Origin of the sequence: Mesorhizobium sp. M0800 (assembly GCF_040320095.1) — a bacterium.
Classification (GTDB): Bacteria; Pseudomonadota; Alphaproteobacteria; order Rhizobiales; family Rhizobiaceae; genus Mesorhizobium.
This window is the reverse complement of record NZ_JAMYOZ010000017.1, coordinates 36065-48964: the sequence shown is the minus strand read 5'-3', so window position 1 is coordinate 48964 and position 12900 is coordinate 36065. Positions and strand designations below refer to the sequence as shown.

Genomic DNA, 12900 nt, shown 5'->3' with positions numbered 1-12900 from the left:
ATGGAAGGCTTGGAACCTGGGCTTCCGCTGCGGAACGGCTTTTTGCCGGCATCGGGAATCGGGGTTGCCTTCCAACCCGCCAAATCATAAAAGCGATGGTGGATCACTGCAATCCTGGAACCGTCCTCCTCCGCAGCTTCCTGCTACAGGTCAGACGCAAGACGGCTCCTTTCGCTTCAGGCGAAGAAGGCATCGGTGATCGCGACGATTTTCGCAGGCGTGCTCCCGTGGCGGGGGAATCGCCTGCGTGAGCAAAACGGCCGGGATTGTCCCGTGCCGGCTCTGTATGAGCAAACAAGCTGGTCCGGTTTTTTCCGGGCTTTGGTTCAAAAGGTTCTGCTGGTGACGATGGCTTCAAGCGCAATCATGGAAAGGTCCGCAACAAACCGCGCCACTACGGCTGCGGGCGGCACCGCCATGGCGCTCAGGCAGCGGCCGGCGGACGTTCAATTGTCCGGCACCCATGTTCCAGGTCCACGGCAGCGGGCAGTGTCCTGCAAGCTGCGGCCGACGGCTGCCGGGAGGAAACGAAATAATGCCCAACAAAATGCTGATAGACGCCTCCCACCCGGAGGAAACACGCGTTGTCGTCGTTCGCGGTAACCGTATTGAAGAATTCGACTTTGAATCCCAGGACAAGAAGCAGCTCAAAGGAAACATCTATCTCGCCCGCGTAACGCGCGTCGAACCTTCCCTTCAGGCAGCCTTTGTCGAATATGGCGGCAACCGTCACGGTTTCCTCGCCTTCAGTGAAATACACCCCGACTACTACCAGATTCCGGTCGCCGACCGTCAGGCGCTGCTGCGTGCGGAAGCACAGGAAGCCCAGGACGAAGAGGACGAGGAAGCTGCCGAAGGCGAGGACCGCCAGAGCCGCGACCGTGGCAAGCGCGGACGCAGGCGCGGCGGCAAGAGCCGCGACCGCGGCGAGCACAGGCGCGAGGCAGGCGCGGCCGACGGTGAGAATGGCGAGAACGGCGAAGATGCCATCGCAGAAAAGCTGGATGCCGTTGCCGACAACACCACGTCCGACACTGCCGGACAGAGCGAGGATGCCGCTGGACAGATTGAAGAAGTCGCTGATAGCGGCGAGACCGGGCCTTCCGAAGGCGGATCGAGTTCCATCGCTGCCAGCGTCGATGCCGACGTAATCTCCGAAGCCGTCCCACAAGTCGAGACAAGCGGGGCCGAGACAAGCGGCGAAGCAACCTCCGAAGACAATGACCGCGGCATGCTGGAGGAGGTGCAATCCTCGCATCCGGACGATCACGAGGTCGAATCGGTCGGCGCCGAGGACGCGCTCGAAGAAGTACGCAACCGCCGCAAGCCGGCGCGCCGCCAGTACAAGATCCAGGAAGTGATCAAGCGCCGGCAGATCCTGCTGGTGCAGGTCGTCAAGGAAGAGCGCGGCAACAAGGGCGCGGCGCTGACCACCTACCTGTCGCTGGCTGGCCGCTATTCGGTGCTGATGCCGAACACGGCACGCGGCGGCGGCATTTCGCGCAAGATCACCAATGCGCAGGACCGCAAGCGGCTAAAGGAAGTTGTCGCCGATCTCGAAGTGCCGCAAGGCATGGGTGTCATCCTGCGTACGGCAGGCGAAAGCCGCACCAAGGCAGAGATCAAGCGCGACTACGAATATTTGATGCGGCTTTGGGAAAACGTCCGCAATCTGACGCTGCAATCCACGGCCCCTGCCCTGGTTTACGAGGAAGGCAGCCTGATCAAGCGCTCGGTGCGCGACCTTTACAACAAGGATATCGACGAGATCCTGGTTTCCGGCGAAGAAGGCTACCGCGAGGCCAAGGACTTCATGCGCATGCTGATGCCGAGCCACGCCAAGGTGGTTCAGCCGTTCCGCGACACGACGCCGATCTTTGTGCGCAACGGCATCGAAGCGCAGCTCGACCGCATGCTGCAGCCGCAGGTGACGCTGAAGAGCGGCGGCTACATCATCATCAACCAGACGGAAGCGCTGGTCGCCATCGACGTCAATTCGGGCCGTTCCACCAAGGAGCACTCGATCGAGGACACCGCACTTCACACCAATCTGGAAGCCGCCGAGGAAGTCGCCCGGCAATTGAGGCTGCGCGATCTCGCCGGCCTCATCGTCATCGACTTCATCGATATGGAGGAGAACCGCAACAACCGCTCCGTCGAGAAGCGGCTGAAGGATCACCTCAAGAACGATCGTGCCCGCATCCAGGTCGGCCGCATCTCGCATTTCGGCCTGATGGAGATGTCGCGCCAGCGCATCCGTGCCAGCGTGCTGGAATCGACCATGAAGCCTTGCCCGCATTGCGGCGGCACCGGCCATGTGCGCTCCGATTCGTCGGTCGCGCTGATGGTGGTGCGGGCAATCGAGGAATTCCTGCTCAAGGATTCGCGCAGCCACATCACGGTGCGGACGCCGGCGGCGACCGCGCTCTATGTGCTCAATCACAAGCGCGGCACGCTGGTGGAATTCGAGCACCGCTTCGGCGTGACCATCACCATCGAAGCCGATGACGCGGTCGGTGCACAACACTATGCCATCTTCCGCGGCGCGCTGGCCGAAAAGCCGGAAGGCTTTGTCGAGGCGCGCACGTTCCCGGCCTATGTCGAGCCGGAAGAACCCGAGGACGAGATCGTCATCGAAGAGGAAGACGAGGCACCGGTGCAGGCCGAGCAGCCACGCCCTGCCCAGCAGCCGCAGCAGCCAAGGTCCGGCGAGGACGGCGAAGGCCGCGATCGCAAGCGCCGCAAGCGCCGCAGACGGCGCGGCGGCAAGGATCGTGAACACGGGGATCGTGAACACGGGGAACGTGAACATGGCGATCGCGAGCATGGCGCTGCTGTGGAAGGTGCTTCCGTTTCGGCGCCGATAGACGATGCCTTCGTAGCCGCCGGCGATCAAGGCGCCGAAGCGGAACGTGAAACGCCGGCAGGTGTTGTGGCCGAAACGGCGGAAGCGGCGGACGACGGTCACGGCAAGAAGCGCCGGCGCGGCAAGCGCGGCGGCAAGCGCAATCGCCGTGAGGACGGCGAGGACGGCTTGGAAGCTGCCCCCGGCGAGCCAGCCGCCATGACGGAAGGTGCCGTGTCGGAAGCAGAGCCCGTAACCGGCGAGCCGGAAGGTGCGCCGCCGGCCGAAGAGCTTGCGGTGCTCGCTCCGGCGAATGACGACATGCCGAGCGCCGAAAAGCCGAAGAAGCCGCGCCGTGCCGCCAAGCCGAAGAAGGTTGCGGCGGATGCAGTTGCCGAGATTGCGGGCGCCGAGACATCGGCTGCCGAGGCCGCCTCCGTGGCTTCCGGCGAGACCGCTGCGCCGGCTTCGCAGGAGACTGAAGTGGCGGCTGCCGAGGAAACGCCGAAGGTCCGGCCGTCGCGGCGCAAGCCCGTACCGGTGGATGCTCCGGTCGTGCCGGTCGTCTCCTCGATCGTCCCCGACGAGGCAAAGACCGAGGAAGCAAAGGCCGAGGACAAGCCGAAGCGTGCCGGCTGGTGGCAACGGAAGGGCTTTTTCTAAGCCTTTCCGTGCATTAGCCAGACTTTCTGATTAAAAAAAAATCCCGCGCTGCCGATCGGCTGCGCGGGATTTTTTGTCCCAATTCCAGGCGACAGGCACCAGAGCGGAATGCATTCAAATTGAATGGGGCATTCCGCTCTAACTGTTTGTTTTGCCGCATTTGTGCGGACGCCAAATGATTCCATTTGGCTGCAAAATGCTTATGGTGCGAAGATCGACCAGTTCATCGTCTTCGCCAGTTTTTCCAGCGCGATCGAGCCCAGCCTGGAATTGCCGTTGGCATTAAGGCCAGGCGACCAGACGGCAAGCGAGGCGACGCCCGGCACGATCCCCAATATGCCGCCGCCAACGCCGCTCTTGCCGGGAATGCCGACGCGGAAAGCGAAGTCGCCGGAGCCGTCATAGTGGCCGCAGGTCAGCATCATCGCGCCGATGCGGCGGGCGCGCTCTGCCGAGACGACGGAATGCCCGGTCGCCGGGTTCTTGCCGCCATTGGCAAGGAAGCGGCCAGCCAGGGCCAGTTGCCGGCAGCTCATGGCGATAGCGCAATGGTGGAAGTAAACGCCCAGCGCCAGTTCCGGCGCGTGATTGAGATTACCGAACGATTTCATGTAATTGGCAAGTGCGAAATTGCGAAAGCCGGTGGCGCGTTCGGACGCCGCGACCTCGCGGTCGATGATGATCGTGTCGTCATCGGCCAGGAACTGGATTAAGCGCAGGATCTCGCCGATCGCCTCGCGCGGCTGATGGCCGGCAAGCAGGATGTCCGAGACCACGATGGCGCCGGCATTGATGAATGGATTGCGCGGAATGCCCTTCTCGTGCTCGAGCTGGACGATCGAGTTGAACGGATTGCCCGAAGGTTCGCGCCCAACCCGCTGCCACAGCGCGTCGCCGACATTGCCGAGCGCCAGCGTCAGCGTGAACACCTTTGAGATGCTCTGGATCGAAAACGCCTCGTCGGCATCGCCTGCGGTCAGCATGCGGCCGTCATTGGTCACCGCGGCAATGCCAAATTTTTTCGGATCGATCTTGCCGAGCTGGGGGATATAGCTGGCGACGTCGCCGCGATCGGTACGCTCCGCCATTTCGGCAGCGACCTCGCGCAACGCATGTTCGAGTTGGGGCGCCTGTTCAAGCTCCGGCATCGTCGCCCCGCTACTTCAGCCAGCGTTCGATACGCGCCATCGCCTCGACCATGTCGTCGTGGCTGCCGGCATAGGAAAAGCGCATCGTGCGATGGCCTTGCAGCGGGTCGAAATCGCGGCCCGGCGTCGCAGCCACATGCGCCTCGGCAAGCATCCGGCGCGCAAACGCCATGCTGTCATTGGTGTGCCTGGTGACGTCGCAGAAGGCGTAGAACGCGCCGTCCATGGGCGCGGCCAAAGCAAAGCCGAGCTCCGGCAGGCGTTGCATCAGGAGCTCGCGGTTCCAGGCATAGCGCGCCTTCACCGCTTCCAGCTCTGGCGTCGCCTTGAATGCCTCGATCGCGGCAATCTGGGACAGTTCGGGCGGCGAGATGTAGAGGCTCTGGGCGATGCGCTCGACTGGCCGCACCAGTTCCTGCGGCAGCACCATCCAGCCGATGCGCCAGCCGGTCATGCAATAATATTTCGAGAAGGAATTGATCACCGTCACATCCGCGCCGAAAGCAAGCGCCGTCGTGTCGGGCGCCGCATAGGCCAGCCGGTGATAGATTTCGTCCGAGATGACGGCGATGCCGAGCTCTTGCGCCGTCTCGACCAGCGCCTCGAGATCGCCGGCGGGAATGACCGCGCCGGTCGGGTTGGCCGGGCTGGCGAACAGCACGCCCTTCAGCGGTTTTTCGCGATGCGCGGCTTGCAGGTGCTCGGCATGCAGATAGGCGGCGCCGTCCAACTCGATCTCGGCGATGTCGATGCCGAGCGCGGCCATGATGTTGCGATAGGCAGGATAGCCGGGCGCAGCGATGGCGACGCGGTCGCCTGGATCGAACATTGCCAGGAAAGCGAGGTTGAAGGCAGCCGACGATCCGGTGGTGACGGCTATCCGCTCGGGCGAAACGTCAAGCCCGTAGTGCTCGCCATAATGCGCCGCGATCGCCTTGCGCAGGCCGGCGAGGCCCAGCGCGTCGGTATAGCCGATGCGGCCTGCTTTCAAGGCATTGGCCGCCGCTTCGCGAACCCCGGCCGGCGCCGGATCGGAAGGCTGGCCGACGGCCATGGAAACGACCGGCAGGCCCTTGGCTTTCAGCCGATTCGCCTCGGCCAGGATGTCCATGGCATGGAACGGTTCGACCGCGCCGCGGCGCGAAAGCGAAACAACCATTTTTCAATCCACCACACTTGTCCGCACGTGCCGGCCATGCTGGCCGCGCCGCACAAATGCCCGATTGGTGTGGGGATCACAAGTTCGGTAAGTTTAGGCTGCCGACTTTTCATCCTTCGCCCACTCGTCTACCAGTGGACCTGCCATGTTGAGCCGACCCAAATCGACGATCGCCAGGACAGCGCGCGCCCTCGCGACGCTTTCGCTTGGCGCGGTGGTCGCCATGGCCGGCTCGGTCAATGCCTTTGCGCAGAATGTGCCGGTTGTGCGCGATGCCGAGATCGAGGCGCTGGTGCGCGATTACGCGCGGCCGATCTTCAAGGCGGCGGGCTTGTCGGGCGACGCCATCAACATCGTGCTGGTCAACGACCAGAGCTTCAACGCCTTTGTTGCCGGCCGCCGCCTGTTCATCAACACCGGCGCGCTGATGACGGCCGAAACGCCCAACGAGATCATTGGCGTCATTGCCCACGAGGCCGGCCATATCGCCGGCGGACACCAGCAGAAATTGCGAGAACAGCTCGAGCGCGCCAAGACGATGGCGATCCTGGCGACGCTGCTTGGCGCCGGCGCCATGGTGGCCGGCGCCACCAGCAACAGCCGCGGTCTCGCCGGCGCCGGCATGGGCGTGGTGGCCGGCGGCGGCGAGATGGCGCAACGCAGTATCCTCGCTTATCAGCGCACCGAAGAGATGACCGCCGACCGTTCGGCGATCACCTATCTCAATGCAACCGGCCAGTCCGGCATGGGCATGCTGAAGACGTTTGGCCGCTTCCAGAACGCATTGTCGCTCTCGGGCGCGCAAGTCGATCCCTACAGGATCAGCCATCCGATGCCGCAGGAGCGTATCGCCAATCTCGAAGTGCTGGTGAAGCAGAGCCCTTACGTCGACAAGGTCGACCCGCCGGCACTGCAGCAGCGCCACGACATGATGCGCATCAAGATCGCCGCCTACATGCAGGGCCAGGCGGCGGCGTCGCGATTGATGCGCAAGAACCCCGGCAGCCTCGCCTCACGCTATGGCGACGCGCAGATGACCTATCTTTTCGGCAATCTGGCGTCGGCGCTCACCAAGACCAACGCGTTGATCAAGGAACAGCCGAAAAATCCCTATTTCCAGGAATTACGCGGCGACATCCTGATGAAGGCGAACCGGCCGAAGGATGCGGCGGACGGCTATGCCAAGTCGGTCAGCCTCGATCCGGCGCGATCGGGGCTGCTGCCGGTCTCTTACGGCCAGGCGCTGATGGCGATCGGCACGCAGGATTCGCTGAAGAAGGCAGTGGCGCAGATCAACACCGGCCTCGGACGGGATCGCGAAAACGCCGCCGGATACCGCTACCTGGCACAGGCTTACGGGGAACTCGGCAACATCCCGGCCGCCGAGCTTGCAACCGCCGAAGGGCATTTCTATTCCGGCGACTACAAGAATGCGAAGATATTCGCCATGCGGGCGCAGCAGAGCATGAAGCGGGGCGAGCCGGGCTGGCTTCGCGCGCAGGACATTATAAACTACGCACCATCAGGTAAGAAGAAGTGAACCTTTCGGACGCAGGCTGCGACACAGCCAAACCGGGCGGACCCGAACACAGGCAAGAGGATCGAGGATCATGACCAAGGCAATTCTGCTGGGCACTACCGGAGTGGCAGCGGCTCTCGTCATGCTGGCGTTCGGCTTCGTCGCCGGCAATCCGCAGACGGCGAAGGCCGGCACGGCACAGCTTGCCCAGACGACGTCCTCAGGTACCAAGCTCGACCGTGCCGAAGTCGAAGGCATCGTCCGCGACTATCTGCTGAAGAACCCGGAAGTGCTTCTGGAGGCACAGCAGGCACTCGAGGCCAAGCAGAAGGAAGAACAGCGCGTCGCCAGTCTCGGCGTCATCAAAGACGCCAAGGACCAGATCTTCAATTCCTCATTCGACGGTGTTGTCGGCAATCCGAACGGCAAGGTCACCATCGTCGAATTCTATGATTATAATTGCGGCTACTGCAAACGCGCCATCGACGACATGCGCGCGCTGACCAAGGCCGATCCGGACCTGCGCTTCGTACTCAAGGAGTTCCCGATCCTCGGCCCGGATTCGCAGAAGGCGAGCGTCGTCTCGATGGCCTTCCATTTGATGAAGCCGGAGAAATACGGCGAATTCCACAATGCGCTGCTCGGCGGCCAGGGGCGCGCCACCGAGGCGGCGGCAATCAAGGTGGCGCTGTCGCTCGGCGCCGACGAGGCGGCGCTGCGCGAAAAGATGAAGGACCCGAGCATCACCGAGGCCTTCTCCAAGACCTATGACCTCGCCACCAAGCTCGCCATCACCGGAACGCCGTCCTATGTCGTCGGCAACGAGGTGGTGTTCGGCGCGCTTGGCCAGGAAGTGCTGGCCGAAAAGATCGAGGCGGCGAAGGCCGCGCTCTGATCAGCATTCGGGTTTCGATTAGGCTGCGGGTTTCCGGCACCGGCCGTTTTTCCGGCTGTTGTGGACGGCGAAAGAACGCACTTGCGCTCTTTTCGCCAGCGTCTATGCCCATTATAGAGGGTCCGGCGCGCCGGCTTAGCCGCGCCGGGAAAGGTCGGCATATTTTGAAAACGGTTTTCGTCCTGAACGGCCCCAATCTCAACGCGCTCGGCAAGCGCGAGCCAGGCATCTATGGCGGCAAGACGCTTGCCGCGATCACCGACGACTGCAAGCAGGCAGGTGCCGCACTTGGGCTGGAGATCGATTTCCGCCAGTCGAACCATGAGGGCGACCTCGTCGACTGGATCCAGGAGGCCGCCGACAAGGCCGCCGCGATCGTCATCAATCCGGGCGCCTACGGCCATACCTCGATCGCCATTCACGATGCCATCCGCGCTGTCGCGCCGCTGCCGGTCGCTGAGGTGCATCTCTCCAACATCCACGCGCGGGAACCATTCCGCCACGTCTCCATGGTCGCGCCGGTCGCCGTCGGCATGATCTGCGGGTTCGGGCCGCTCGGCTACACGCTGGCGCTGCAGGCGCTGGCTGCACGCCTATGACCGGCCAACAAACAGAAGGCTCGAAAATGTCGATAAAGAAGAACGGTGTTGACCAGCAGCTGATCCGCGATCTGGCGGGCATACTGAACGACACCAACCTGACCGAGATCGAGGTCGAGCTGGGCGATCTGAAGGTGCGCGTCTCGCGGCAGGCCCCGGCCGTCCATGCCGTCGCCACAGCTCAGCCGGCCTATGCCCCGGCAGCCGCGCAGCCTGCGGCAGCGGCCGCGCCGGCGACGCCCGACGTGTCGAAGAACGCCGTTGCCTCGCCGATGGTCGGCACCGCCTATCTGGCACCGTCGCCCGACGCCAGGCCGTTCATCGAAATCGGCCAGAAGGTCAAGGAAGGCCAGACGCTGCTGATCATCGAAGCAATGAAGACGATGAACCAGATCCCCTCGCCGCGCGCCGGCACGGTGACGGCGATCCTGTTTGAAGATGCGCAGCCGGTCGAATATGGTATGCCGCTCGTCGTGATCGAGTAGAGCCGGGAACAGGCGAAAGATGTTCCAGAAAATCCTCATCGCCAATCGCGGCGAAATCGCCCTCAGGGTGCTGCGCGCCTGCAAGGAGCTCGGCATCCAGACGGTGGTGGTGCATTCGACCGCCGACGCCGACGCCATGCATGTGCGTCTCGCCGACGAGAGCGTCTGCATCGGCCCGCCGCCGTCGCGCGACAGCTATCTCAACATCCACCAGATCGTCGCCGCCTGCGAGATCACCGGCGCCGACGCGGTGCATCCCGGCTACGGTTTTCTGTCGGAGAACGCCAAGTTCGCCGACATCCTCGCCGCGCACAACATCACCTTCATCGGCCCGACCGGCGACCATATCCGCATCATGGGTGACAAGATCGAGGCCAAGCGTACCGCAAAACGCCTCGGCATTCCCGTGGTGCCCGGCTCCGACGGCGCGGTCACCGAGGACAAGGAAGCCAAGCGCATTGCCGCCGCGATCGGCTACCCCGTGATCATCAAGGCGTCGGCCGGCGGCGGCGGGCGCGGCATGAAAGTGGCGCGTAGCGAGGCCGATCTCGAGGTGGCGCTGCAGACGGCACGCTCGGAGGCGGGTGCGGCCTTCGGCGACGACGCAGTCTATATCGAGAAATATCTGCAGAAGCCGCGCCATATCGAAGTGCAGGTGTTCGGCGACGGCGCCGGGCGCGGCGTGCATTTCGGCGAGCGCGACTGCTCGCTGCAGCGCCGCCACCAGAAGGTCTGGGAAGAAGCGCCCTCGCCGGCGCTCAATGCCGAGGAGCGCGCGCATATTGGCGGCGTCTGCGCCAGGGCGATCGCCGATCTCGGCTATTCCGGCGCCGGCACCATCGAATTCCTCTATGAGGATGGCGAGTTCTATTTCATCGAGATGAACACGCGCCTGCAGGTCGAACATCCGGTGACCGAGGCGATTACCGGCATCGACCTCGTGCACGAGCAGATCCGCGTCGCCTCGGGCGGCGGACTTTCGGTGCGCCAGGAGGACATCCGCTTCCACGGCCATGCCATCGAATGCCGCATCAATGCCGAGGATCCGCGCACCTTCACCCCCTCGCCGGGCACCATCACCCATTTCCACACGCCGGGCGGCCTCGGCATCCGTGTCGATTCCGGCGTCTATTCCGGCTACAAGATCCCGCCCTACTACGACAGCCTGATCGGCAAGCTGATCGTGCATGGCCGCAACCGCGTCGAATGCATGATGCGGCTGCGGCGCGCGCTCGACGAATTCGTCGTCGACGGCATCAAGACGACGCTGCCACTGTTTCGCGACCTCGTTGGCAACGCCGACATCGCCAATGGCGACTACGATATCCACTGGCTGGAAAAATACCTGGCCGAAGGCGAGTGACACAGGGGCGAAGCGATGACCCGTCCCTACGCACCCGGTTATCGCATCCCGACCGACCTTTTGCTTAAAGCCTATGCCTCCGGCGTCTTCCCGATGGCCGAAAGCGCCAATGACCCCGAAGTATTCTGGGTGCGACCGGAGACGCGCGGCATCATTCCGCTCGACGGGTTCCACATACCGAAAAGCCTGAGAAAGACGATCCGCAAGAACCTGTTCGAGTTCCGCATCGATTTCGACTTCGAGGCGACGATCGAGGCCTGCGCCGAAAGGCGCGAGGAACGGCGGTCGACCTGGATCAACGCACCGATCCGCGAAGCCTATATCGAGCTGCATCGGATGGGCCATTGCCATTCGGTCGAGGCCTGGCACAACGACCGATTGGTCGGGGGGCTCTACGGCGTATCGCTCGGCCGCGTGTTCTTCGGCGAGAGCATGTTCGCCAGGGAGACCGACGCGTCAAAGGCCTGCCTGGTTCACCTCGTCGAACGCCTGAAGGCGCGTGGCTTTGCACTGCTTGATACGCAGTTCACCACCGAGCATCTCAAACGCTTCGGCGCAATCGACGTGCCGCGCGGCAAGTACGAGAAGATGCTGGCCGAGGCGCTGAAGGGCGAGGCCGTGTTTTTTCCATAACCTGGAATGGTTCATCGTTTCACAGAAACGCAATTCCGGACGGAAAGCCGTTCACAGTTTCCTGGAATTGCTCTTGCGGCCGGTCAGCCTTTTTCTGCCGTCACCAGCGGCGTCTGTGCGTGGAACATCATCTTCCAGCCATTGACGCGGTGGACATAGCCGGTGCTGACCAGCGCCGCATAGGCTTCGCCATCTTGCCGCGTCGCACGCGCCTCGTAGGTCAGCATGACGATGTCGCTGCCCGGCTCGATGATGCCCTTGAGGTCGATGTCGAGATCGCGCCAGCGGTTCGGGTCCGTGGCAGTTGCGGCCAGATCGGTATTGCTCATCACCCGCGCCATCTGCGGGAAGGCCACCAGGCATTCGATATCGGCATTGGCCTTGAAATAGTCGGCGCCACCGCTCCAGAATCCCCTTTCGATGTCGAGAAGTTCGTTCTTGTTGGCCATCATCATGGCAACCTCCTCCGTAGAGAGGCACCAACGCTCGGGCAACACGGCGGTTCCGCAAGACGCGGTATCCGCCGCGCGCTGACAGATTCTAGTTGGTTTTGGGGGCGGCGGGTGCTGGCACGTCGGACTTCTGCTTGCAGCCCTTCAGCCAGATATCATAGACGGCATGCTCGACGGCGTTGATCCCGGGGCTTTCGGCAAACATCCAGCCGGTGAAGATACGGCGTATTTTCCGGTCGAGCGTGATCTCGTCGACCTCGACGAACGAATCCGTCTTCGGCTCTTCGTTTTCGGGCCGCGAATAGCAGATGCGCGGCGTCACCTGCAAAGCGCCGAACTGCACCGTCTCGTCGATGTAGACATCGAAGGTGATGATACGGCCGGTGATCTTGTCGATGCCGGCGAATTCAGCGACGGGATTGGTGATGCGCTCGGATACTGCGGGTGCTGCAGGCGCCACCGACGCGTCCGGCGCAGGCGGCGCCAATTCCTGCGCAGTAGCAAGCGCCACCATAGAAGCGAGAACGACCGCGGTTAATCCGCCCGTCAAAATTCGGCTGAACATGCTCATGCAAGGTCCGGTGGTTTGCGCCCGGGTGATTCTCTTAACGCCAAGGCTAGTTGCTGCTGTCGGATCAGCAAACAGCTAAACAGCAATTGTGGCGACAAAGGACCGCCCTCGTGGGGACCGCCCCCGTGGGGACCGCGCGCGTGTCGCGGCGATCGATCACGAACCAGGCGTCCAGGCGTCGTAGTCGCCCGTCACCTGCGGACGATGCTGGTTGGTCAGCACCGAGCCTTTCGGGCGATAGGCCGCGGGGCTGCCGGTGAGGTTCGGCACATGCGGCTTTTGCCAGTCGCGTGGCTTGTAGTCTTCGCTTGGCGGCGCAACGTCGACACGATGATGGATCCAGCCGTGCCAACCGGGCGGAATCGCCGAGGCTTCCGAATAGTTGCGGTAGATGACCCAGCGACGGGTGCGGCCTTCCGAATCGACGCCGCCCTCATAGTAGACGTTGCCGACCTCGTCCTGCCCGACCTTCTTGCCGTGCCGCCAGGTGTGGAAGCGCGTTCCCAATGTCTGGCTATTCCACCAGGTGAAAAACTGCAGAAGGAAAGTTTTCATCCAAATCCTCGTG

Annotated in this window: 12 protein-coding genes; 7 read left to right on the top strand and 5 right to left on the bottom strand. The window is 63.1% G+C overall.

The genetic code is table 11. The features are described from left to right. Positions 1-535: 535 nt before the first annotated feature. Positions 536-3508, top strand: coding sequence for an Rne/Rng family ribonuclease (locus tag NKI18_RS19900; protein WP_353020310.1), 2973 nt, complete (start codon positions 536-538; stop codon positions 3506-3508). 200 nt (positions 3509-3708) lie between these two features. Here NKI18_RS19900 and NKI18_RS19895 read toward each other — a convergent pair whose 3' ends face one another. Continuing rightward, complete coding sequence (locus tag NKI18_RS19895) at positions 3709-4656, bottom strand: glutaminase (protein WP_353020309.1); 948 nt, start codon at positions 4654-4656, stop codon at positions 3709-3711. 10 nt (positions 4657-4666) lie between these two features. Beyond that, positions 4667-5815, bottom strand: a complete 1149-nt coding sequence (locus NKI18_RS19890; RefSeq protein ID WP_352457445.1) for a pyridoxal phosphate-dependent aminotransferase — start codon at positions 5813-5815, stop codon at positions 4667-4669. A gap of 145 nt (positions 5816-5960) precedes the next feature. Between NKI18_RS19890 and NKI18_RS19885 the strand changes: the two genes are divergently transcribed. From NKI18_RS19885 to aat, 6 genes are all read left to right on the top strand, one after another. Then, a complete protein-coding gene (locus NKI18_RS19885; RefSeq protein WP_352457444.1) occupies positions 5961-7355 on the top strand; it encodes a M48 family metalloprotease in 1395 nt (464 codons plus the stop codon). A gap of 70 nt (positions 7356-7425) precedes the next feature. Further along, positions 7426-8229, top strand: coding sequence for a DsbA family protein (locus NKI18_RS19880; protein ID WP_352578243.1), 804 nt, complete (start codon positions 7426-7428; stop codon positions 8227-8229). Between the two features lie 164 nt (positions 8230-8393). After that, entirely contained in the window at positions 8394-8828 is a 435-nt protein-coding gene (gene aroQ, locus NKI18_RS19875) for a type II 3-dehydroquinate dehydratase (protein WP_353020305.1), read from the top strand. 26 nt (positions 8829-8854) lie between these two features. Then, a complete protein-coding gene (gene accB / locus NKI18_RS19870) occupies positions 8855-9313 on the top strand; it encodes an acetyl-CoA carboxylase biotin carboxyl carrier protein (RefSeq protein WP_023674823.1) in 459 nt (152 codons plus the stop codon). 19 nt (positions 9314-9332) lie between these two features. Beyond that, positions 9333-10676, top strand: a complete 1344-nt coding sequence (gene accC / locus NKI18_RS19865) for an acetyl-CoA carboxylase biotin carboxylase subunit (RefSeq protein ID WP_023674822.1) — start codon at positions 9333-9335, stop codon at positions 10674-10676. Between the two features lie 15 nt (positions 10677-10691). After that, positions 10692-11309: a leucyl/phenylalanyl-tRNA--protein transferase gene (gene aat / locus NKI18_RS19860; RefSeq protein WP_023674821.1), complete on the top strand. Its 618-nt coding sequence runs from the start codon at positions 10692-10694 to the stop codon at positions 11307-11309. A gap of 83 nt (positions 11310-11392) precedes the next feature. Here the strand turns inward: aat and NKI18_RS19855 are convergent, their stop codons facing one another. The 3 genes from NKI18_RS19855 to NKI18_RS19845 all read right to left on the bottom strand — a co-directional run bounded on the left by NKI18_RS19855 (position 11393) and on the right by NKI18_RS19845 (position 12887). Then, on the bottom strand, positions 11393-11761 hold the full coding sequence (locus tag NKI18_RS19855; RefSeq protein WP_352578266.1) for a hypothetical protein: 369 nt from the start codon (positions 11759-11761) through the stop codon (positions 11393-11395). A gap of 88 nt (positions 11762-11849) precedes the next feature. Beyond that, positions 11850-12332 (bottom strand): DUF2155 domain-containing protein, encoded by a 483-nt coding sequence (locus NKI18_RS19850; RefSeq protein ID WP_023674819.1) that lies wholly within the window; start codon positions 12330-12332, stop codon positions 11850-11852. 156 nt (positions 12333-12488) lie between these two features. After that, complete coding sequence (locus NKI18_RS19845; protein ID WP_352458848.1) at positions 12489-12887, bottom strand: NADH:ubiquinone oxidoreductase subunit NDUFA12; 399 nt, start codon at positions 12885-12887, stop codon at positions 12489-12491. Positions 12888-12900 lie beyond the last annotated feature (13 nt).